The sequence below is a fragment of the Actinocorallia longicatena genome, from assembly GCF_039534125.1.
GTDB lineage: Bacteria > Actinomycetota > Actinomycetes > Streptosporangiales > Streptosporangiaceae > Actinocorallia > Actinocorallia longicatena.
Map to the genome: position 1 here is coordinate 20,444 of NZ_BAAAUV010000038.1, position 20,660 is coordinate 41,103.

Consider the following 20,660-nt stretch of genomic DNA (forward strand, 5'->3'; position numbering starts at 1 on the left):
GTGGCCGAGGAATGGCAGCCCGTGACCGATCTCGAGCGACGGTTGACCGACGCGCTGAGAGCAGGTGACCCCGAAGGGTACTTCCGCGCGCTCGCCGCGGCCGAGCTGGTCGTGCCGCTCGCGCCGGAGACCGCGGAGCAGGTCCTGGCCAACACCACGCAGCCGAGCTGGCCCACCCGCGAGATCGACCAGCGCACCCACGTGCTCGTCTACACCTCGCCGGACACCATGCGGGCGTGCCTCGGCCCCGCCTACCGGCACTCGCTGCGGCTGAAGTTCTCCGATCTGGCCGCCGCCTGGCCGGAGGAGAACTGGTGGCTCGCGATCGACTTCGACCACCCCCTCCAGGCGCTGCTGCCCTCCTGGTTCCTGCACCAGCTGCGCGGCGGCGGCGATCCCCGGCCCGTCCTGCTCGGGCTGCCGGCCCGGGTGCCCGCGCCGCGGCCCCTCGAGACGGCCGTCCCCGCGCCGTCCGCGCTGGAGACCCAGCCCTTCGCCTCACCCGCTCACGGTGATCTGGGCGGCCCCGCGCCCGTCCAGGAGGCTCCGGACCCGGCTCCGGCCGTCTCAGGGCCCGGGACGCCCTTCCCGCCCGTCCCGGAGGCGCCCGCCGCGGCCCCGCATCCCGCCCTCGGCGCGGACGCGGAGGAGCCCGGCCCCGTCGTGCCGCCGCACCCCGCGCTCGCCGAGCAGGAACCGGCGCCGTCCCTCCATCCGGCGCTCAGCGACGGAATCCTCCCGCCCGAGAAGCCCGGGACCGGGACTCCCCCGGCGTCCGGTGCTCCCGGGACCGGTCTCGGCACTCCGGTGCCGCCGGGCGCGGGCCACGTCCCCGACGCCCCGCAGGCCGAGGAGCCCGCCGCCGCGCAGGAGCAGGCCGCCCCCGCCGCCGAGACCCAGCCGGTCCGGGCGATGCCGCCACAGGTTCCCGCGCCACCCGCCGAGACGCAGCCCGTCCAGGCCCGGCCCGCCGAGACACCGATCGCAGAAACCCCGATCGCCGAGACGCAGCCCGTCCAGGCGGCCGGGACCGGCCACGGCGAGGCCGAGCCGCCCGTCCTGCCGCCGTACGCGGAGGTCGAGCCGGTGGTGCCCGTCGCGCCGCCGGTCGAGGAGTCGCTCGGGGTCGAGGTCGCGCGGGCCCGGCCGGTCGAGGAGCCGTCGCTCGCCGAGCAGACCCTCGTGGACTTCGCGCCGGTCGAGCGGTCCAGGTTCGTGCCCGCGAACCCGGTCGAGACCGATCTGATCAGGGCCGCCGACGAGGAGGCGCTGGTCGGCGCTCTCGCCTCGGCCGAGCTGCTGCTCCCGGTGCCCGCGGGGACCGATCCCACGGCGCGTCCGAGCCGGGCCGGGTTCCCCTGGCAGCCGGGCGAGATCGACGGCACCCCCGCCGTCCCCGCCTTCACCTCGCCCGAACGCCTCCAGGACGTCATCGGGCAGGTCGACTACGTGCGGGTGCCGTTCCCGCTCGTCGTCCGGCACTGGCCGGACACCGCGTGGACCCTGGCGATCAACCCGGGCACCCCCGCCTCCGCGACCCTGACCGGCGAGCAGCTCCCCCTGGTGGCCGCGTGGACCGACCAGGTCAACGGCCGCCGCCCCGAGGCCTTCATCCCGCAGAACGAGCTCGAGCAGAAGCTCCACGACGCCGTCCAGCGCCGCGACACCGAGGGGTTCTCCGCGGTCCTGGCCGCCGCCCAGGTGATGATCCCCGCCGATCCCGACACGCCGTGGGGGGCGCGTCCGGCCGACGCCGACTTCCCGTGGCGGCCCGTGCACGTGCGGGGGGAGGCCGCGATCCTGGCGTTCACCTCGCCGCGCTGGATGCACGAGTCGGTCGGGCAGTCCCGGTTCGTCATGCCGGACTTCCGCGAGCTGGCCGCGGCCTGGCCGGAGGAGGGCTGGAAGCTCGTCCTCGACCCCGGCACCCCGATCGAGACGACGATCCCCGGACCGCAGCTCAGGGCCGCGACGGACGGCCGTCCGACGGGCGACTTCGAGGCGGGCAACCGGGTCGACCAGGATCTCGACGAGGCCGTCCGGGCGGGTGACACCGACGACTTCCTGCGGATCGCGCTGACCTCCTCGGTGCTGGTGCCCGTCCCCGAGGCCGCGGACGAGGCCCTCGGCCCCGACCAGCCGGGCTTCGACTGGTCGGCGGCGCTGGCCGAGCGCACCGACGTCCGGGTCTACACCTCGCTGGTGCGGCTGCTGGAGTCGGTCGGCGAGGTCAGGTACGCCACGCTCGGCTTCACCGACCTCATCGCGAACTGGCCGCGCGAGGAGTGGTCGCTGCACCTGAATCCGGGCAGCCGGATCGGAGCGTCCCTCACCGGGCCGCAGGTCGCGGAGCTGAGCGCGTGGGCCGAGCGGGTCGGGCTGCCGCAGCGGCAGGGGCAGCGCGAGAGCGCCCAGCCCTACGCGGCGCCGGTCGCCGCGCCCGAACGCGAGCCGGAACCGGAGACCGCCGAGGCCGAGACCGACGGTCCGCAGCTCACGCTGATGCAGAAGGTGCTGCCGCACGGGCATGTCGGCTGGTATCTGGAGCAGGGCTACGACCGGGTCGGCGGGTTCGTGCATCCGCTGGGCGACGTCGCGGAGCTGCGGACACCCGTCCAGCTGTATGAGTCGCTCGGGCTGCTCTACCCCGACTCGCCCTTCTCGGCCGACGACGCCGCGGTGCACGTCCTGCGCTGGCCGGCCTACTGCGAGGACCTCTACCGGGTGCCGTTCGGCGGCCGCACCGAGGAGGAGCTGCAGGGCTGGGGCGACGCGGGCTGGGTGGTCGAGCACGCGCCGTTCGAGGGCACCGGGTTCGCGCCGGGCTCCGCCGGGACGATCCGCGAGTACAAGACCGACAGCACCCGGCTGCCGTCCGGGGCCGAGCTGTACCTCGTCGGCAGGGACCGGAGCGAGACCTTCGTCGCGGTGTACGACGCCGACACGCTCTCGTGGTCGACGACCGCGCGCACGCCCGCCGAGAAGGAGGTCACCCAGTGATCAGGGACGGCTACGTCGCGATGTGGCGCGGTGCCGAGTACGAGGCCAGCCCGCACGCCGACGGCGAGATCAGGCTCTACACCACCCAGCCCGCCGACGGCTTCGTCGAGATCAGGCAGGGGCGGCACCGCAGGGTCGTGCCCCCGGCCGAGCTGGAGCAGCTCCGGTACGTGCGGACGGCCTGCCGCTGGCGCGGGGAGCGCTTCGTCGTGGTCGGCGAGCACGAGACCTGGCTGCGCGTGGAGTACACCGGGGGCCGCGGGCCCGTCGCGGAGCGTCTCGGGCTCGACCGGATCGACCACGGAGTGTGGCAGACCTGGGCGCCCCGAGCGGAGGTGGAGGATCTCCACGAGGAGTTCATCTGACGACCAGCCGACCTTAACCACCGCATCCGGTTGATTCGATCCCCTGTTCCGTGTTGGCATGGGATCTGTCACAAAGGGCAGGGAAGCCTGCACTACTTTGTACGGAATCGATGGAGAGGTACGGGGGCGTGCTTGTGAGAGTCGGCTCGGCACTGGCGGCGGCCACACTCGTGACGGGAATCGCGGCTTCGGCGCCGGCACACGCCGATCCCACCCCGACGGACGGCACGACGACCCCGGCGGCGGATCCGACGTCCAAGGCGCCGACGGAGACCCCTACCGCGGTCGACACGCCGAGCCCGTCCCCGGCCGCGACGCCGACCCCGACGGACACCCCCACCACTCCCCCGCCCAGCACCACCCCGGCGCCGACGGACACCCCGGCGCCCACTCCGACGAAGACCACGCCCGCTCCGGTGCCGCCCGACCTCTACGTGGTGCTCAGCGTGCCGCAGCCGGGCGTCAAGGCGGGGGAGACGGTGAACGCGACCGTCCACGTGTACGCGACCAAGGCCAGTGCCAGGAACGCGAAGCTGACGGTCTCCGCCGACCAGAGCGTGACGACCTCGCCGACCTGCACCCGCGCGGGTGCGGCGTGCAGCCTGGGCGACGTCTCGGCGAAGGGCGACTTCGTCCCGGTGAAGCTGAAGATCCCGGCGAACGCCTCCTCGGGTTCCATCCGCATCACGACGACCGTCACGGCGACCGCGGCGACGACCAAGTCGGTCGTTCATCTGCTGACGGTCGCGGCGGCGGGCACTCCGACGCCCACGACCAGCACCACCCCGACGACGGTGCCGACCGTCCCGTCCGTGCCGAACGCGGTGACCCCCCAGTCGGTCACCCCGACGGTCCCCGGCACCGTCCCGACGCCCGGCAGCGTGCTCCCGTCGATCGACGTGAACTCCCAGGTCCCGGTGACGGCCGACCAGCAGTCACAGACCCCCCTGGCCCTCCAGAACGTCGCCGCGATCCGCCCCGCCGACGCCACCGGCCCCGGCTTCTCCAACCTGGCCCGCATCCAGGCCGCGTGGCTCGCCGCCCTCTTCGCCCTCTTCGGCTTCCTCTTCCACCAGGCCCGCAAGCCCGCCGCTCACCGAGGCGGCCACCGCCGCACCGGCAAGGGCCGCTTCGAGGCCTGACCGCTCTCCCTCACCCGGCCCGGCATGCCACCCGAGCCACCGGACCCGTCAGATCTCGCCCCCGAGGCGGCGCCTGCGCCGGTAGGAGCGGAGCCGGGGTGGATCGGTGCGCATGCGCTCGGCGTAGGCGGCCTGCTGGAGAGCCGAGATCTTCACGACGAGCACCGCGCCGAGCAGCGCCGCCACCCCCCGCAACAGCCCGGCACCGGCGACCAGGAGGGGTTCGAGGGAGAAGGCCACGCCCAGCGCCGCGTTCCCGAGGACGAAGGACACCCACCAGCTCCAGATCAGCGTGGTGTCGCTGTGCTCACTGGGAGTGCTGGCCTCCCAGAGATCATCGACGATCTCCGCCGGTATCCACAGATTCGCGATCGGGATGTACCACCCGTAAAGGTTGTGATCGGCCCCGTGCCGGTACGCGTAGCGCGTGATGGTCTCACCGTTCCACCGCATCCGGTACATCCACGCGACGAACGCGATCCCGCACGGAACCGTCGCCCCCAGCTCGGCGAGCGTCACGACCGCCAGCACGTCCTCGGCCCTGTCGCGGCCGAAGGCCCCACCCGCCGCGAGCAGCCCCGCGACCACCATCCCCAGGGCCCCCAGCCCCGCCACCCCGAACCCCGCCAGCCCCGCGTTCCGGTGCCCGGCCACCGCCCTGATCTCCCCGTGCGCCATCCGTCCTTCCTAGAGCAACCGCCCCTTTCCCCCAAGACCCAAAATTCACGGACATGTGCGACGACCGGCTCGCCCGAGCGGGGCTCGCCCGGCTCAGCGGCTGACGAGGCTGTGACAGGCGATCGCGGCCGCGGCGACCACGTTGAGGGAATCCACGCCCGCCTCCATCGCACCGGGGCTCATCGGGATCATCACCGCCTGGTCCGACTCGTCGATCCACTGAGACGAGAGGCCGTCTCCCTCAGAACCCAGGAGAAGCGCCACCCTCTCCCCCATCGTCGCCTCGTCGAGGGAGACCGCGTCCTGGGCGGGCGTCAGCGCCAGCAGCCGGAACCCGGCATCGCGGAGCACCTTGAGCCCGGTGTGCCAGTCGTCCATACGGGCGTACGGGACCGCGAACACCGCGCCCATCGAAACTTTCACCGACCTTCTATAGAGGGGGTCGGCGCAGCCAGGCGACAGCACGATCGCCTCGATGCCCAGAGCCGCGGCGCATCTGAAAATCGCACCGACGTTCGTGACGTTCGTCAGGTCTTCGAGGACGAGGAGGCGGTGGGGGGCGGGGGTCAGGAGAGCGGGGAGGGTGGGGAGGGGTTTGCGGGTCATGGAGGCGAGGGCGCCTCGGTGGACGGCGAAGCCGGTGAGGTGTTCGGCGAGGGTGTCGGTGACCAGGTAGACGGGGGCGTCCAGGGACGGGAGGAGGTCGGAGAGGGAGGGGAGCCATTTGGGGGTCATCATCAGGGAGCGGGTGGGGTGGCCCGTTTCCACGGCACGGCGGATGACCTTGGCGCCCTCGGCGATGAAGAGGCCCTCTTCGGCTTCGAGGCTGCGGCGGAGCTGGCCGTCGGTGAGGCTGGTGTAGTCGGCCAGGCGGGGGTCGGCCGGGTCGGTGATCTCGATGAGGTGCGCCATGGCGTCCAAGGTAGCGGGAGGTCAGGGCAGGGTGAGGGCGGTGATGACCGGGCGGTGGTCGGTGCCCTCCAGGGGGGTGACGCGGTAGGAGCGGACGGCGACGTTCTCCGGGACGAGGATGTGGTCGAGGGTCAGCGGAGGGCCGAACATCGTGACGCCCCAGCTCGGGGTGAGGCCCTTGCCTCGGGTGTCGGCGGCGTCGCGGTAGCCGGAGTGCAGGAGGGAGCGGAGGCGGGCGTGGTCGAGGGTGGCGTTGAAGTCGCCCGCGAGGATGCTCGTGACGCCCTTGGACGGTCTCGGCAGCGTCCTCAGGACGTGGTCCCAGTCGGCGCGCTGGGGACCGTTGATCGGCGGCAGCGGATGGACCGCGGTGATCTCCACGGTGCGGCCGTCGAGGGTGAGGGAGGCCCGGGGCAGGGCCATGACGGTGCCCGGGAGGGGCGGGAGGGCCGTCAGGGGGTGGCGGGAGTAGACGCCGGAGCCCTCGGCTCCCCAGCGGGCGTCGACGACCTCGTAGGGCAGCAGGGCGTGCAGCCCGGCCTCGGCCAGTCCATTACGGGCGTCCGGTGTGAACTCCTGGACGCTCAGCACGTCGACCCGCTCGGCGCGGACCAGCTCGACGACCTCCGGGTAGGACGCCCGCCCGAACATCAGGTTCGCCGACATCACCTTGAGCGCGGGGCCATGCGCCGGGGGCTGGTCGTCGGCGATGGCCCGGGGCAGGACCGCGAACCCGAAGGCGATCACGACGGCGCCGGCGGTGAGGGCGGCGCGGCGGTTGCGGGAGACCAGCGCGGCGGCCACCGGGACGGGCGAGAACGCCGCCATGTAGGGCGTCAGGGAGACCAGGGGGATGGTCAGGGCGTCGAGGAAGGGGATACGGTCGGCGCCCGTCAGCCGGCCGAGCGCCCAGGCGCCCCAGAGGGCCGTCGCCCCCCACACCAGACCCCGGACGAGCCGTCGCTCACGCAACGGTTCGGTTACGGCTTCGATGCTCACGCAAGTGAGGACGATCGGGGGCCCTCCGGAGTTGCGACCGTTGCGCCAACGGTACTTCCGGGCCATAAGTTACCCACCGGTAATGCAAATAAATCAGGACACAGCACCTTCTGGGGATAGATCACCGGTTTGAACGTCTTTGTAACACCGAGGTGATGCGGCTAAAGTGCCTCCGACCACCGCCCGGCGCCCCGACGTCCGTGCACGGCCCTCAGAGCAGAAACCCGGAGAGCACCATGACTCGTCCCCCCGGCGACCATCCGGGCGAGGGTGGATTCGGCTCCTCCTCGGACTTCCCGACCGCGGACAGCACCGACTGGTTCAGCCCGCGATCCGCCGCTTCCTCGAGCTCGCACGAAGTTCCGCAGGCCGAGCCGGCCCAGCCCGAGTGGCTGAACCGCGCGTCCGGCCAGCCGTACGGCTCGGGCGGCTTCACCGGAGCGTCCGACCCGGGCGGCCACTCCTACGGAGGCAACGGCCTCGCCTCGTCCCCGCCGAGCGACTCCCAGCCCTACCTCAGCGCGCCGGTCCCCGGCGGCGGTGGCGGTTCGTCGGCCGGATTCGACCGTCCCTTCCCGACCGGCCCCGGCGAGAGCGTCGGCGGCGGCCACGGCCCGGGCGGCGGCAGCGACGAGTACGTCTACGGCTCCGGCGGCTACGGCTCCCGCAAGAAGCGCAAGCGCGGCGCCCTGATCGGCCCCATGGCGGGCGCGGTCGGCCTGGCCCTGCTGCTCGGCGTCGCGGTGTACGCCTTCACCGAGAAGAGCGGCGGCTGCTCCGGCGACGCGGTGACGCTGAACCTCGCCGTCGCCAAGGAGATCGCCCCCGCGGTCAAGAACATCGCCGACGGCTTCTCCGACGACGACAAGAACTGCGCCAAGGCGATCGTGACGGCCACCGAGCCGAGCGCCGTCCGCACCCTGCTGACCGGCGAGGGCGTGACGTCCACGACGGCCACCAAGCCGGACGTGTGGATCCCCGACAGCTCCCTGTGGACCGGCATGGTCGAGATGCGGGCCAAGGGCGCCGCCACCCCGACCAAGACGAAGCTGGCGACCTCCCCGGTCGTCGTCATCGTGCCGAAGACCCTCTACAGCGTCCTCAAGTCCAAGGGCTTCCTCGACCAGCCGTCGTGGGACAACCTGCTGAAGGCCGCCGGCGGCCTCGAGGGCGGCGCGGTCACCAAGAACGACCTGATCAACCCCAAGCTGCTCGACATGCGCGTGCTCGACCCGAACTCCACGGGCTCCGGCATGGCGTCGATCTCCATGCTCAAGACGCTCCTCGCCGGTGACGCCGCCGCCGCGCCGATCTTCGCGGGCATCACGCAGAAGATCCGCAAGACGACCCGGCCGACCATCGAGAAGATGTACGCCCGCTTCGGCCAGGACACCCGCGGACGCTTCCCGCTGCTCATCGCGCCGGAGCAGAGCGTCATGCGGTTCAACAACACCAAGCCCAAGGAGCCGGCCGCCGCGATCTACCCGACCGAGGGCGAGGTCAGCATGGACTACCCCGTGGTCCTGACGACCTCCGACAAGAAGAAGGTCGAGGCGACGCACAAGCTCGAGGCCGCGCTCACCACCCCGGACGCGGTGAAGAAGTACCAGGCCCTGGGCTTCCGCACCAACGACTTCAAGGCGCCCGCGACCTTCACCGAGGCCAACGGCCTGTCGGCCAAGCGCATCTCGCCGCTGCCCGTCGTGTCCGCCGAGGAGATCTACAAGATCACCCAGGACTGGGCGAAGCTCTCCCTCGGCATCCGGATGCTGGCGGTCCTCGACATCTCCGGCACGATGGCGCAGCCGATCGTCCCGGGCGGCAAGAGCCGGATGCAGACGATCCTCGACATCGCCGGCAAGGGCCTCGCGAACTTCTCGCCGGACAGCGAGATCGGCGTGTGGGCGTTCTCCACCAACCTCGTCGGCAAGCAGGACTGGAAGGAAGCCGTCCCGGTCGCCCAGCTCGACAAGAAGTTCGGCTCGATCAGCCAGGTCGACCGGATCAAGCAGGCGCTGGTGAGCGTCCAGGCGCTGCCGACCGGCGACACCGGCCTGTACGACACGATCCTCGGGTCCTACGCCTACATGCGGAAGACCTACGCGCAGGACCGCATCAACTCGATCGTGCTGTTCACCGACGGCATCGGCAACGATGACAAGAACGGCATCAGCCACGGCCAGCTGCTGCAGAAGATGCAGAAGCTGATCTCGAAGGACCAGCCGGTCCAGCTGATCGTCATCAGCATCGGATCGGACAAGAAGGTCCTGAAGCTGCTGACCTCGATCACCGGCCCGACCGGTGGCGCCGCCTACATCCCGACCAAGCCGGAAGAGATCTCCAAGATCTTCCTCGAGGCCCTGTCGAAGCGGATGTGCGACCCGCAGAAGGCCGCCAACGCGCAGAAGTGCTGATCCGGCCATCTGAGCCGACGAAGTGGGGTGTGGCCGTTCCGGGCCACACCCCACTCGTTCGTAGGAACTACGACAAGATCCTCGTACGTCCAGATACTCAGACGTACTAGTGTCAACCGCAACGATGCGCGCGGCGTCTAGCTAAGACGGATCACGTTTGGAATCACCGATACAGGGGGAGGCCGGGGTGGCCGGTTGGCCGAGTCTGGAGGACTCACGCACGCACGAGGATGAGGCGCTCGTCCGTGCCCTTCGGGCGCACTCGACCGACGCCCTCACCCTCGTCTACGACCGTTACGGTCCCCAGCTGTTCGACTACTGCCACGCCCTGCTGCGCGACGAGGGCACCGCGGTCAACGTCTTCCACGACGTGATGCTCTCCGCCGAGGCCCACGCCGACCGGCTGCGCGAGCCCGAGCTCCTGCGCGGCTGGCTGTACGCGCTGGCGCGCCGCGAGTGCCGCCGCCGGATGCGCGAACGGCCGGCGCAGCGCGTCCCGGCTCCCGAGGCCCCGGACGAGTTCTCCACCGAGGAGGAGCGCCGCAAGCACCAGGACGCCCGCGCGCTCGCCCACGCGGCCCTGAGCAAGCTGAACGGCCGCCAGCGCGAGGTCATCGACCTGACCGTCCGGCACGGGCTCTCGGACATCGAGCTGGCCGGGGTGCTCGGGCTCGCCCCCGACGACGCCGCCGCCCTGTCCCGGGGCGCCCGCGCCGAGCTCTCGGCCTCCATCGAGGAGAAGGTCGGGCACAACCGGATCCAGATCAGCCGGCTGCTGAGCGTCCTGCCGATCGCGATGGCCCCCGCCGACCTCGAGGGGATGGTGCTGGCCAGCGCCTTCGACCCGGCCTTCGACCAGGAGCGGGCCGCGATCGGCCGCCGCGCCGAACCGTTCCACCCGAGCGGCTGGCCGGCCGACGGCGACCCCAGGGCCGCCGCTCGTCCCGACACCCTCGTCTCCAACGGCATGCCCCTGCCCGGCGACCCCAGGACGACCGGCGGCCGCCGGGCGCCCAAGGTGCCCGTGCCGGGGCCCGCCGCGACCGTCACGATGACCGACGAGGAGTTCTTCCGGTCCGGCGGGCGCAGCAAGGCCCGGCGGGCGGCGTCGATCCCCGACACCGAGGAGCCGAAGCGGCTGCCCGCGTTCGTTATCCCGGTCGTCGCGATCTTCTGTGTCGTGCTGCTGGTGTTCGCCCTGTTCAAGCTGCTTCCCGGCGGGGGCAGCGACAAGCCCACCAGCCAGGAGACGGTCTCACCCGTCCAGACCTCCGAGGACGAGTCCGCCGACGGCTCCAAGCCCGTCGCCGGGACCAAGACCAAGGACACGAAGAAAAAGAAGAAGGAGTCCCAGCTCCCGACTCCCACCACCGAGCCCACGGCGAGCACGGCGACGACCCCGACCAAGACGCCCTCGACCACGCCGACCACCAAGCCGACGACCACGAAGCCCAAGCCGGGCACGCTGACCGTCGCGGGGTGCGACACCCTGATCGAGGCCGCCGAGACCACCTGCGCGGTGACCATCACGGCCAAGGGCGGCGACGTCACCTGGACGGCCTCCCCGGGCGTCCACCTGGCCGTCAGCAAGCGCACGGGCAAGCTGAAGGCCGGCCAGAGCGCCGCGGTGACGATCACCGTCACCCGTGTGGCCTGCGAGGAGGAGGCGACCTCCGCGGTGGTCTTCACCCCGGGCGCCGCCATCACCGTCCGGTGGGAGTGCGCCGTGCCCGACCCGGGCGACGGCGATGGGGACGGCGGAGCCTGACCCGCCCCCGGCCGGGGATCGCTCCCCGGCCGGATCCGGTGCTCAGCCCAGGACGGTGTGGGCCCGGTCGACCAGCACGGGGACCGCGGCACCGATGCCGTCGAAGCCCTCCCCGACCGTGGCGTTCTGCAGGAAGCGGGCGTGGATGCCCTCCAGGATGATGGCGAGCTTGAAGCAGCCGAAAGCCACGTAGTAGTCGAGATCCGACACGTCGAAGCCTGTCAGGTTCGCGTAGTGCTCGGTGAATCCGGCGCGCGTGGGGAAGCCCGGGGCGGCCGTGACGGTCGATCCGACCGGCAGGGGCTCGTCTTCCGGCTCGGTCCAATAGACCAGGGTGAGGCCGAGATCGGCCAGCGGGTCGCCGAGCGTCGACATCTCCCAGTCGACGACAGCGGCGATCTCCGGCGCGGGCTCCAGCCGGACCAGCGCGTTGTCCAGACGGAAATCTCCGTGGACGAGGGTGGTGCGGGAACTTTCCGGCAGGCCGTCGGCGAGGCGCTTGACGAGTTGGTCGTAGGCGGGCAGCTCGCGGGTCTTCGAGCGCTCCCACTGCTGACCCCAGCGCTTGAGCTGGCGGGCCATGTAGCCGTCGGGACGGCCGAAGTCTGTGAGCCCGGCCGCGTCGACGTCCAGGAGGTGGATGGCGGCGAGGGCCTCGGCGAGCCGCTCGGACAGGCCCGCAGCCTGTTCCGGGGCGATGTCCGAGGCGTCCTCGAGGGTGCGGACGATCCGGCCGTCGACCCAGTCCATGACGTAGAACGTGGCGCCCAGCACCTGGTCGTCGGTGCAGAGGGCCAGCGGCGCGGGCACCGGGACGTTGCCGTGCCGGGCGAGCGCGGACAGCACGCGGTGCTCGCGGACCATGTCGTGGGCGGTCGGCAGGACGTGCCCGAGCGGCGGCCTGCGCAGGGCGACCGAGCCGCCCTCCAGGTCGATCCGGTAGGTCAGGTTGGAGCGGCCGCCCGCCACAAGCGTCGCACCTGTCACAGCGCCCAGGGACGGGAGTGACGTGGCGAACCAGCGGGACAGTCGTGGGTGGTCGAGGCCGGGGACGGGTTCGAGGCTCATGGGCCAACATTAGAACGTCACTCGGTTTGTGACCGCCACCCAACCCCCGTGTAAGGAAGTTTCATCTCGGGTAGGCATAGCTGGACTAATCCCGACAAGTGGGTTACGAACTAAGGACTAGACCAATCCAGGGCGATCATTCGCCCGATTGGGGGGAACCGACCGTGGCCGATGCCTGGCTCCCGGGGGCAGGACGACTACTGGCGAACAGCGATGGAGGGAGCATGAAGGGCGGCGCCCCGCGCGCCGTCTGGTGCACCAGCGAGAACGACCCGCACGTGGTCTCCGCGAGATCGGTGGCCCAGACGCTGGACGGCCAGGGGAAGCCCGTCCACGTGGTCTGGAACCCCGTCCGCGGGGAGCTCGTGCAGCTCCTGCCGGTCACCCGGGCCGGGTCGCTGATAGGTCCCGAGATCGGGCGTGAGGGGCGGGTCTGCGTCCAGATCATGGTGGTGGGGGCGGCGCGGCTCCCGTTCACGCACGGGCATCTGAAGGACCTCGAGACGGTGATGGCCTGGCTGGACTCCTGGGGCGTGGCGCATCGCTGGCCGTCGGGGCCGCCGCTGGACGTCCCGCAGGCCTACCAGGCCTCGCAGGACCGCAAGCAGTGGTCCCGCGGAGGGCATTTCGGACAGTCCCAGGTGCCGGGGTCGACCACCCCGGGGCCCGGCGGCATTGACATCCGCAAGCTCACGGGGCCGGAAACCCCGCTGGCGGAGATCCCCCGGCCCAGGGCGAGCTCGGAGTCCAACGGAGTGGCCTCGAGGATATTGACTCATTTGTAATTGTTGTCCCTTAGGGTTTCGGGTCATGACAGGGCAGACTCCCCCCGGCTGGTATCCCGATCCTCATGGGACGCCAGGACTGCAGCGTTGGTGGGACGGCGGGCAGTGGACGTCCAGCACACAGCCCGCCGCCGGCGGCGCGCGGACCCCGGAACCATGGCAGCCCCCCTCCTCGACGCCCCAGCCCTGGGCGCCGCAGCAGGGCGGGCCCGTCGGCTTCGGCGGGAACCCCCTGCCGCCCCAGCGCAGGAACCAGAACCTGGTGTTCGGGCTGATCGGCGGCGTGCTCGTCGTCGTGGTGCTGGCGGCCGTCGCGATCATCTTCGTCGTGCGCGGCGGGGATGATCCCGATCCGATCGTCAAGCCGACGACCCCGATCACCGGCAGCTCGTCGCTGGACACCTCCGGCCGCTCCCCCGTCGTCGGCACCCAGACCGACGACAAGAGCGGGCTCAACTGGGCCCAGCTCGGCGGCGGATGGACCGTCCAGGCGACCGTCACCGGCAGCTACGCCAAGCTCGGGCTGATCAAGGGCGAGCAGGCCGTCGTCCAGAAGGACTACAAGGGGCCCGGCAGCGACTACGTCGCGACGGTCTTCGCCGCGGTGCTGCCCGACGGGGTCTTCTACTCCAACGGCGACCTCGAAGGCGCCGCCAAGAGCTGGTTCGGCTCGGTCCGTCCGGGGTTCTACCCCGAGCACACGGTCGAGGACGTCTCCTCGCGCGCCTACAGCGTCAGCGGGAAGAAGGCCTGGTACTACGAGGTCAAGGTCAGCTTCCCGCAGGCCGAGTCGCAGGGCTGGAACTTCCGGACCGAGCGGGCGATCATCGTGCTCGTCGACCGTCCGGGCGAGCAGCCGGCCGGGCTCTACCTCTCGATCCCCGACAGCCACAAGAACCAGGGCGACGTCCAGGTCGTCCTCGACTCGTTGAAGGCACCGTAGCCGCCTGTTCCCATAAGGTGATGAACATGAACGACAGGCTGGTATGGGTCGACTGCGAGATGACCGGGCTGTCCCTCGAGAGGGACGCCCTGATCGAGATCGCGGTCCTGATCACCGATCCGGAGCTGAACATCCTCGACGAGGGGCTCGATGTGGTGATCAAGCCTCCGGAGGAGGCGCTCGCCCAGATGAACAAGGTGGTGCGCACCATGCACACCACCTCCGGCCTGCTCAAGGAGCTCCCCGACGGCGTCGCCCTCGCCGACGCGGAGACGATGGTCCTGGACTACATCAAGACGCACGTCCCGGACGCCAACAAGGCCCCCCTGTGCGGCAACAGCATCGCCACCGACCGGGGCTTCATCGCCAGGGACATGCCGGCCCTCGACGGCCACCTGCACTACCGCATGGTCGACGTCAGCTCCATCAAGGAGCTCTCCCGCCGCTGGTACCCCCGCGTCTACTTCGCCAGCCCCGACAAGAACGGCGGCCACCGCGCCCTCGCGGACATCACCGAGTCCATCCGCGAACTCCGCTACTACCGCGCCGCCGTCTTCGTCCCCCAGCCCGGCCCCGACACCGAGACCTCCCGAGCCCTCGCCGCCAAGATCGTCGCAGAGGCCGAAACCGAGTAACAACCACCCCCCAACACCCGCTACACTAATTCTCGCCGCCAGGAACAAATCCCAGGCGACATGGTGGGTGTAGCTCAGTTGGCAGAGCACCAGGTTGTGATCCTGGGTGTCGCCGGTTCAAGCCCGGTCACTCACCCCAAGCAGAAGCCCTGCTCATCGGACTGATGGGCAGGGCTTCTGGCGTTACCGGTCACTTTAGATCGGTGAATATGTCCGCCTCTGGGAGGGGGCCCGCTCCCAGAGGTAGGGACTCAGGGTCGTCAGCCAGCACGACAGCCGGATAGTCGTCGAACTCCCAGTCGTGCGGGCCCTCATGACCGACGAACAGCACGCACGCGTCGTCAGGGTCATCCAGTGCCTCGGCATGGCAGGAAGCGAGGATCGCTAGTTCGGAGGAAGCATCAGTCCATCGGACCCAATGGTGCCCGTCAGCCGCCGACTGAGCGAGGCTGTGATGAGCTCCCGAATGCCCGGCAATCAGCGTCTCAGAGGACGCAGGCGATCTCATGTCTTCACAAAGTCAGAGTTCTGCATTAGTTCAGATATAGTGGGGTCATGGCTACGACGACCGTGAACTACAGCGACTTTCTCAGGAAGCCCACCTCGGTGCTGCCTGCGCTCGGAGACGGTGACGTCATCCTTGAGCGTCGGGGCGACGAGGAGGACCTCTCGCTGACCCGCCGCGCTTCCCGGCAGGCCGAGCTCGACGCGCTCCGGTTCGCCGCTCGCTCGCTGCGTCTCCTCGCGCGGGCCAACCGCGCACTCGCGGAGGAAGCCTTCGCCGAAGAACTGCCCTGGCTCACCTGGCTGCCTGCCGAGGAACGCCCGCAGGCCATCACCGAACTCCTCGATGACCTGCTCGCCGGAGCCGACACCGGACGGTTCACCCCCTTCGCGGCCAACCTCGTCGCCTGGAAGCACACCGCCGAGGTCCACACCGATCCGTCCCTCGCCAAGCACCTGGCAGGACCCTTCGAAGAGGACGAGTTCACCGAGATCGGACGGCCTGGCGCATGAAGCTGCGTCGAGGAGACGAAGCCCCGCGTCCGGATCCATGGCGGGTCGTCCTCCACAATTCCGACGCCGCGCGAGGATGGCCCGATCTCCTTCGTCACGCGCGCACCGGGCTCGACCGCGCCTGGTGCGATATCACCGCCGACCCGCGATCCATGGCCAACCCCAGCCGCCGGCACCGTCTCAAAGGCGGACTCTCCTCTGTCAAGATCGGCGCGGCCGACCTCGAACAATGGCAGTACGAGATCACCGCCGGCGGGCGGCTCTGGTACGCCATTGACGACGAAGAACGCACCCTCTACATCACGAAAGCCTCCATCGGCCACCCCGGCGTCACCGACAAGTCCGGCGGCCGCCGAAAACGTTGACCGCGCCGACCGCTCTCCCACGTGGTGCTCCGCCAGCCCGCTTCGATTCGGGCGAAGTAGGTTTCCGGCCCCAGAGCCCCGGCTCATCGATCTGGACTAGACCGCGTTCGAAAGCGAGGGGGACGTCCGCCCGGATGAAGAAAGATCCGCCGAACGAAGGGCCGTCTTCCGGCAATCGCCGGTCGAGCGGGGGAGACTAGTGCGTCATGAGCCGCCGACACCGCGGTATCCGGGGGCGTCGGGCGGCAGGCCCATCGATCTTTTGATACGGGACCGACCCTGGAGCTCGGGGCGGCCGAACAACGTGTCGGCGTCCAGGGCATCGAGCACTTGGTCCCGACAGGCGATGCTGAACCAGGCCAGGGCATCGTCCAGACGATCGTGGTGTTCGAAGAACTCCGCCACCATCGCGGCGGGTCCAGGCAACGGGCGGCGCACGGGCAGAGCCTCCGCATCCACTTCGACCTCGTCCCAGTGGCCCAGCCCTGCCATGACATCGATGCGACCGGCCAACGCTCACTTTGCGTCTTCCGAAGATCCCGATCCGAGGAGATCGCCGTGGATCGCCAGAGCACGCTCAGACTCGCCCGCCGGTGCCCACTGCCCCGCGGCCTCCAGCAGAATCTCGCCCCGCTCCTCAGGGAACTCCAGAGCGCTCTTCTCCAGCCGCTCGGCTTGCCTTCCCGCGCCCGCCACCGTCCGCTCACGCGCCCGACCCTAAAGTGGAAGGCGTTCAGAGGGGCATCGAACAACCACGACGACCGGCTCTCCGGCCAGATCCCGAGGACGCGTCAGAGCCGCGGTTCCAGAGGACCCGGCCTGCCCGTTCCCGCCCGAGCCCTTCCGTCGGCCGGTGCTTGTATTCTTCTGGTGCCCAGTCACAGCGTGTGGAGGCCACGATGACCGAAGCGCCCTGGTACGAGAACATGCCCACCCAGATCACCTCCGCCGACTACGAGGCCCTGCCTGAGGACTTCTGTAGAACGATCGAGGTCATCGACGGGCACATCGTCAAGTGCGAGAGTCCGTCGCGACTCCACAATCGAGTCGCACGGCGGCTGGCCACTGCTCTCGAGCAAGCACGCAAACCCGAACCCTGCCTGATGGTCGAGACCGACATCGACGTCCGATTCAGCGACGTCCCACTGAGTCTGCGCAAGCCCGATGTGGTCGTCTACCGCTGCCTGTCTCCCGGAGAACGGCTCTATGCCGCCGGTGCCGTCATGGTCATCGAAGTCGTCTCCCCGAACTCCTCCCTGCGGACCGACACCGTGGAAAAGAAGGCCGCCTACGCTGCAGCAGGCATCCCCGTTTACCTCATCGTCTTCCTCGGCGAGAGCCAGGATGCCGTCGAGAAGATCGAGGAGTACTGGCTTGAGCCGAACGGGTCCTACCGCCTCGTCCAGCTCCACACCCGCCGACTGGAACTGAAGACGCCGCTCCAGGTAGATGTCCACTTCGACGAGCTCGCCGCTCCATGATCCGCCGGCAACACCACTCGCCGAAGAAGCGATCCTGGGAGCGGGCTGGGAGCGATCTCGCTCCCGCGGACTTCGGTGAGAAGCGGCCGGTCACCGACGTAGCGACAATCCAGCTGGGGTTCAGCGCCTGACTGCAGCTCGGCGAACAGCGACGTTCTCAGAAGCGGTGTCACGGGTCATGTGGTGGCGGGGGAACCGCAGAACTTCTTGTGCTTGCGGGTGGAGCCCCACCAGCAGGGCTGGTTGAGGTCGGGTGGCCAAGAGATGGTCAGGGCTCCTTCTGCGAGCCTGTTCCGGAGGTGGTCGAGTCACGTCTGCTCCGCCGACGGGACGGCATCGTGAGTCTCGGCGGAGCCCAGAAGATCCGCGACGGTGATCGGAATACCTTGATGGCCGTGACGCCGGTCCGAGGACCGGCCAATTCCGGCGGGACGGGTTCTCCGTGGCCGGGGTCTCCCGGCCACGGCTGAACCGGGACTGCCAGGCCGTCGAGCCGAGGCGTCGACCGGCACCGGGTGGGGCGGCCTTTCTTCTCGCGCCGATCGGCCTCAGGAGATTCGCGAGGGTTCGGGGTGGCGAAGTCGCCGTGGGGGGGTACAGCACCCCGCCACCCCTTGCGGACCGCTGCTGAAGCGCTTCGTGCGGTCCGCCGGGTACCGGCCGTGAAGCGCATCGGCTGCGCGCATTGGTACCCGCCCTCGTTTCTCACCCGCCGGCCCGCACCAGGGCATCGCCGGGCGGAGTCGTGGGCACCGCCGTCTCGGTCAGGCACAGTGCCGCCGAGACGCGGATCCAGGACACACCGTCCCGCGCGGGCGCGGGGGCCGGGTCGGCTGCGCTGAGGTCCAGGCGCGCTCGCCACAGCACGATGGTCAGCGCGAAGTCGTGCATGCCGACGCCGCTCAGGGCGGCGGCCGCCGCGATCAGCTCGTGCTCATCGGCGGTCAGCCCCACCGCGAACACGACGTGCTCCGGCCCGGCCGGTGGTGCGGCGAGCGGGCGGGACAGCATCGTAGGCGGCGCCGTCACCGCCTCAGCCCCGCTTCTCATGTTCGCCGTGCTGGACGGCCCGGCCGTCCAGACGGGCGGAGCAGGCGAGGGGACTCGCTGTGACGTGGGTGCGTCTGATCACGGGGTACCGGCCTCTCGTTGCCCGAAGACGGGTCGAGGAGTCGCCGGGGTCCGGAGCGACCGAATGCCGTCATGTCCCCGCCCGGGCGGACGGGTGCGGCGATTCGTAACTTTCATTCTAGCCCGGTACGGACCGTAGCGATGTGGCTGCAAGTGGCCAGGCCCGGCGACGTCGGGGCCGATCCCGGTGATGCCGGCCCGGGCCGGTGGCCCGCGATGTGAAAGGCTGGGGGCTTGGGGCGGACGATCGGTGCCCTGGCGGAGGCGAGTGATGACAGGTCGGTCGTCCACGGCAAGCGGGCGCGGTGACTGAGGCCCGGATGCAGCGGGCCTGGGCACGGATCGGTGAGTACGCCCGACGCGAGGGCCGAGCGGTGTCGGTCGAGCACGCGTGCCTCGCATGCGCTCAGGCGGTGGACGCCGCGGGTGCCGGGTTGTCGATGCGTCACGGGGCCGGGCTTCGGGAGCCGGTGTACGCCACCGACGCGCGCAGTGCGGAGGTGGCCGACCTGCAGTTCACGCTGGGCGAGGGGCCGTGCATGGACGCCTTGGCCGGTGACGGGCCTGTTCTGGTCCAGGACCTGGAGTCGGCGGACAGCCGGCGGCGCTGGCCGGCGTTCGCTCCCGCCGCGGTGGTCCTGGGGGTGCGGGGGGTGTTCTCGATCCCGGTGCGCGCGGGCGCCGTCCGGTTCGGCGTGATCGACCTTTACCGTGATCTGGCCGGCCCGCTGTCGGGTGAGCAGCTGCTGGACGTGCTGGCCTATGCGGACGCGCTCATGGTGCTGGTGCTCGATCACCGTGGCGGTATCAGCTCCAGGCTGGACAGATTCCTGGACGACGAGTTCGTCGAACGCCGGGCCGGCGTTCACCAGGCGGCGGGGATGGTGAGTGTGCAACTCGATATCGACGTGGCGGACGCGCTGGCCCGGTTGCGGGCCTACGCCTACGCTCATGATCGGCGTCTGGACGAGGTGTCGGCGTCGGTCGTCGCCCGGCGGATGTGGTTCGACCCCATCAGCGGAGAAGCCCACCAGGCGATGCCACCGCGGGAGATCCCCCGAGAGGGTTTGGGGGGCGGACCGAACGTGCACGAGGGTGAGACCACGCAGGAGGACGGGCCCTTGCCTAGGACAGACGGTACGGGCATGGAGGAAGCGGAATGAATGCGGTTCAGAATCGGCGAGCCCGGCAGACGTTCGTGGAGCTGGCCGACACGCTGGTCGACGACTACGACGTGTTCGACTTCCTCGACCTGCTCACCCAGCGGATCGTGGAACTGCTCGACGTCACCGCCTGTGGAGTCATGGTCGCCGACCATCACGGTACCTTGAGCCTGCTGGCCGCCTCGAGTGAGCAGACCCGGCTGCTCGAGCTGTTCCAGCTCCAGAACTCCCAAGGACCCTGCCTGGAGACCTACCGGACCGGGAGAAGCGTCCGATGCGACGACCTCACCGAGGCCGGGACGCGGTGGCCGCTGTTCGCACCGGCGGCGATCGGCCTCGGCTACACGGCCGTGCACGCCCTGCCCATGCGGCTGCGCGATACGGCGATCGGAGCACTCAACCTGTTCAGCGCCGCACCGGGCCACCTGGACCCCGAGGACGTCGAGCTCGGCCAGGCCCTGGCCGACATCGCCACCATCGGCATCCTCCACGAGCGCATGATCCGGCGCAGCGCGGAGGTGAACTCCCAGCTCCAGAACGCACTGAACAGCCGCATCACCATCGAACAGGCCAAGGGCGCCATCGCCCAGCGCCTCGGCATCACCGTCGACGAGGCCTTCACCCTGCTGCGCGGCCACGCCCGGAGCCACAACATCAAGATCACCGAAGCTGCCCGGAAGGTCATGGACAAACAGCTTCATATCGGCCGGGCGCCGGTCACACCCGAACCGCCTGGCCGTCCATGATCACGGGTGACGATCCAGGGTGTCCTCCGGCGCTCGCCCTGACCCGGC

At 70.3% G+C, this 20,660-nt stretch carries 19 protein-coding genes and 1 tRNA gene; 14 read left to right on the forward strand and 6 right to left on the reverse strand.

The window, feature by feature from the left end; translation table 11 throughout:
* The 3 genes from ABD785_RS37650 (at window position 1) to ABD785_RS37660 (ending at window position 4,507) form a co-directional block, all read left to right on the forward strand.
* Window positions 1–3,000 carry an SseB family protein gene (locus ABD785_RS37650; RefSeq protein ID WP_344838588.1) on the forward strand — a complete coding sequence of 1,000 codons (3,000 nt, stop codon included), beginning with the start codon at window positions 1–3 and terminating at the stop codon, window positions 2,998–3,000.
* On the forward strand, window positions 2,997–3,365 hold the full coding sequence (locus ABD785_RS37655) for a hypothetical protein (protein WP_344838590.1): 369 nt from the start codon (window positions 2,997–2,999) through the stop codon (window positions 3,363–3,365). The genes ABD785_RS37650 and ABD785_RS37655 overlap by 4 nt, the downstream gene beginning before the upstream one ends.
* A 128-nt stretch (window positions 3,366–3,493) precedes the next feature.
* Window positions 3,494–4,507 carry a hypothetical protein gene (locus tag ABD785_RS37660; protein ID WP_344838592.1) on the forward strand — a complete coding sequence of 338 codons (1,014 nt, stop codon included), beginning with the start codon at window positions 3,494–3,496 and terminating at the stop codon, window positions 4,505–4,507.
* Window positions 4,508–4,555: 48 nt separating this feature from the next.
* On the opposite strand, the gene ABD785_RS37665 is transcribed toward ABD785_RS37660, so the two are convergent.
* The 3 genes from ABD785_RS37665 to ABD785_RS37675 all read right to left on the reverse strand — a co-directional run bounded on the left by ABD785_RS37665 (window position 4,556) and on the right by ABD785_RS37675 (window position 7,096).
* Window positions 4,556–5,185 carry a DUF4328 domain-containing protein gene (locus ABD785_RS37665; RefSeq protein ID WP_344838594.1) on the reverse strand — a complete coding sequence of 210 codons (630 nt, stop codon included), beginning with the start codon at window positions 5,183–5,185 and terminating at the stop codon, window positions 4,556–4,558.
* Window positions 5,186–5,278: 93 nt separating this feature from the next.
* Window positions 5,279–6,097 (reverse strand): TrmH family RNA methyltransferase, encoded by an 819-nt coding sequence (locus ABD785_RS37670; protein ID WP_344838596.1) that lies wholly within the window; start codon window positions 6,095–6,097, stop codon window positions 5,279–5,281.
* A gap of 21 nt (window positions 6,098–6,118) precedes the next feature.
* Entirely contained in the window at window positions 6,119–7,096 is a 978-nt protein-coding gene (locus ABD785_RS37675) for an endonuclease/exonuclease/phosphatase family protein (protein WP_344838597.1), read from the reverse strand.
* A 236-nt stretch (window positions 7,097–7,332) separates the two neighbouring features.
* On the opposite strand from ABD785_RS37675, the gene ABD785_RS37680 reads away from it, so the two are divergent.
* Complete coding sequence (locus tag ABD785_RS37680; RefSeq protein WP_344838599.1) at window positions 7,333–9,510, forward strand: substrate-binding and VWA domain-containing protein; 2,178 nt, start codon at window positions 7,333–7,335, stop codon at window positions 9,508–9,510.
* A gap of 187 nt (window positions 9,511–9,697) precedes the next feature.
* Window positions 9,698–11,278 carry an RNA polymerase sigma factor gene (locus tag ABD785_RS37685; RefSeq protein ID WP_344838601.1) on the forward strand — a complete coding sequence of 527 codons (1,581 nt, stop codon included), beginning with the start codon at window positions 9,698–9,700 and terminating at the stop codon, window positions 11,276–11,278.
* A gap of 42 nt (window positions 11,279–11,320) precedes the next feature.
* Here the strand turns inward: ABD785_RS37685 and ABD785_RS37690 are convergent, their stop codons facing one another.
* Window positions 11,321–12,346 carry a phosphotransferase family protein gene (locus tag ABD785_RS37690; protein WP_344838604.1) on the reverse strand — a complete coding sequence of 342 codons (1,026 nt, stop codon included), beginning with the start codon at window positions 12,344–12,346 and terminating at the stop codon, window positions 11,321–11,323.
* 224 nt (window positions 12,347–12,570) lie between these two features.
* On the opposite strand from ABD785_RS37690, the gene ABD785_RS37695 reads away from it, so the two are divergent.
* The 6 genes from ABD785_RS37695 to ABD785_RS37720 all read left to right on the forward strand — a co-directional run bounded on the left by ABD785_RS37695 (window position 12,571) and on the right by ABD785_RS37720 (window position 16,091).
* Window positions 12,571–13,131 carry a hypothetical protein gene (locus tag ABD785_RS37695; RefSeq protein ID WP_344838607.1) on the forward strand — a complete coding sequence of 187 codons (561 nt, stop codon included), beginning with the start codon at window positions 12,571–12,573 and terminating at the stop codon, window positions 13,129–13,131.
* 25 nt (window positions 13,132–13,156) lie between these two features.
* On the forward strand, window positions 13,157–14,074 hold the full coding sequence (locus ABD785_RS37700; protein ID WP_344838609.1) for a DUF2510 domain-containing protein: 918 nt from the start codon (window positions 13,157–13,159) through the stop codon (window positions 14,072–14,074).
* Window positions 14,075–14,100: 26 nt separating this feature from the next.
* The gene (gene orn / locus ABD785_RS37705; RefSeq protein WP_344838611.1) at window positions 14,101–14,709 is read left to right on the forward strand and encodes an oligoribonuclease; all 609 of its coding nucleotides are present in this window, start codon (window positions 14,101–14,103) and stop codon (window positions 14,707–14,709) included.
* 63 nt (window positions 14,710–14,772) lie between these two features.
* A tRNA-His gene (locus ABD785_RS37710) sits at window positions 14,773–14,848 on the forward strand.
* Between the two features lie 416 nt (window positions 14,849–15,264).
* Window positions 15,265–15,726 carry a hypothetical protein gene (locus tag ABD785_RS37715; protein ID WP_344838614.1) on the forward strand — a complete coding sequence of 154 codons (462 nt, stop codon included), beginning with the start codon at window positions 15,265–15,267 and terminating at the stop codon, window positions 15,724–15,726.
* Window positions 15,723–16,091, forward strand: coding sequence for a hypothetical protein (locus ABD785_RS37720; RefSeq protein WP_344838617.1), 369 nt, complete (start codon window positions 15,723–15,725; stop codon window positions 16,089–16,091). The genes ABD785_RS37715 and ABD785_RS37720 overlap by 4 nt, the downstream gene beginning before the upstream one ends.
* A gap of 204 nt (window positions 16,092–16,295) precedes the next feature.
* Here ABD785_RS37720 and ABD785_RS37725 read toward each other — a convergent pair whose 3' ends face one another.
* Window positions 16,296–16,583, reverse strand: a complete 288-nt coding sequence (locus ABD785_RS37725; RefSeq protein WP_344838619.1) for a hypothetical protein — start codon at window positions 16,581–16,583, stop codon at window positions 16,296–16,298.
* 407 nt (window positions 16,584–16,990) lie between these two features.
* Here ABD785_RS37725 and ABD785_RS37730 point away from each other — a divergent pair, with 407 nt between their 5' ends.
* Window positions 16,991–17,572 carry a Uma2 family endonuclease gene (locus ABD785_RS37730; protein ID WP_344838620.1) on the forward strand — a complete coding sequence of 194 codons (582 nt, stop codon included), beginning with the start codon at window positions 16,991–16,993 and terminating at the stop codon, window positions 17,570–17,572.
* A 705-nt stretch (window positions 17,573–18,277) separates the two neighbouring features.
* On the opposite strand, the gene ABD785_RS37735 is transcribed toward ABD785_RS37730, so the two are convergent.
* A complete protein-coding gene (locus ABD785_RS37735) occupies window positions 18,278–18,622 on the reverse strand; it encodes a hypothetical protein (RefSeq protein WP_344838623.1) in 345 nt (114 codons plus the stop codon).
* Between the two features lie 455 nt (window positions 18,623–19,077).
* On the opposite strand from ABD785_RS37735, the gene ABD785_RS37740 reads away from it, so the two are divergent.
* Both ABD785_RS37740 and ABD785_RS37745 read left to right on the forward strand, forming a co-directional pair.
* Window positions 19,078–19,866 (forward strand): GAF and ANTAR domain-containing protein, encoded by a 789-nt coding sequence (locus ABD785_RS37740; protein ID WP_344838626.1) that lies wholly within the window; start codon window positions 19,078–19,080, stop codon window positions 19,864–19,866.
* Window positions 19,863–20,612 carry an ANTAR domain-containing protein gene (locus ABD785_RS37745; protein WP_344838629.1) on the forward strand — a complete coding sequence of 250 codons (750 nt, stop codon included), beginning with the start codon at window positions 19,863–19,865 and terminating at the stop codon, window positions 20,610–20,612. Before ABD785_RS37740 ends, ABD785_RS37745 begins: the two co-directional genes overlap by 4 nt.
* The last annotated feature ends 48 nt before the right edge of the window (window positions 20,613–20,660 follow it).

What these genes read in the sequence shown, in the direction of transcription:
- ABD785_RS37690 (WP_344838604.1), bottom strand. Translation starts at nt 12,346, where the DNA reads ATGAGCCTCGAACCCGTCCCCGGCCTCGACCACCCACGACTGTCCCGC.
- ABD785_RS37680 (WP_344838599.1), top strand. Translation starts at nt 7,333, where the DNA reads ATGACTCGTCCCCCCGGCGACCATCCGGGCGAGGGTGGATTCGGCTCC.
- ABD785_RS37725 (WP_344838619.1), bottom strand. Translation starts at nt 16,583, where the DNA reads ATGGCAGGGCTGGGCCACTGGGACGAGGTCGAAGTGGATGCGGAGGCT.
- ABD785_RS37735 (WP_344838623.1), bottom strand. Translation starts at nt 18,622, where the DNA reads ATGAGAAGCGGGGCTGAGGCGGTGACGGCGCCGCCTACGATGCTGTCC.
- ABD785_RS37665 (WP_344838594.1), bottom strand. Translation starts at nt 5,185, where the DNA reads ATGGCGCACGGGGAGATCAGGGCGGTGGCCGGGCACCGGAACGCGGGG.
- ABD785_RS37720 (WP_344838617.1), top strand. Translation starts at nt 15,723, where the DNA reads ATGAAGCTGCGTCGAGGAGACGAAGCCCCGCGTCCGGATCCATGGCGG.
- ABD785_RS37670 (WP_344838596.1), bottom strand. Translation starts at nt 6,097, where the DNA reads ATGGCGCACCTCATCGAGATCACCGACCCGGCCGACCCCCGCCTGGCC.
- ABD785_RS37695 (WP_344838607.1), top strand. Translation starts at nt 12,571, where the DNA reads ATGAAGGGCGGCGCCCCGCGCGCCGTCTGGTGCACCAGCGAGAACGAC.
- ABD785_RS37700 (WP_344838609.1), top strand. Translation starts at nt 13,157, where the DNA reads ATGACAGGGCAGACTCCCCCCGGCTGGTATCCCGATCCTCATGGGACG.
- ABD785_RS37730 (WP_344838620.1), top strand. Translation starts at nt 16,991, where the DNA reads ATGACCGAAGCGCCCTGGTACGAGAACATGCCCACCCAGATCACCTCC.
- orn (WP_344838611.1), top strand. Translation starts at nt 14,101, where the DNA reads ATGAACGACAGGCTGGTATGGGTCGACTGCGAGATGACCGGGCTGTCC.
- ABD785_RS37715 (WP_344838614.1), top strand. Translation starts at nt 15,265, where the DNA reads ATGGCTACGACGACCGTGAACTACAGCGACTTTCTCAGGAAGCCCACC.
- ABD785_RS37745 (WP_344838629.1), top strand. Translation starts at nt 19,863, where the DNA reads ATGAATGCGGTTCAGAATCGGCGAGCCCGGCAGACGTTCGTGGAGCTG.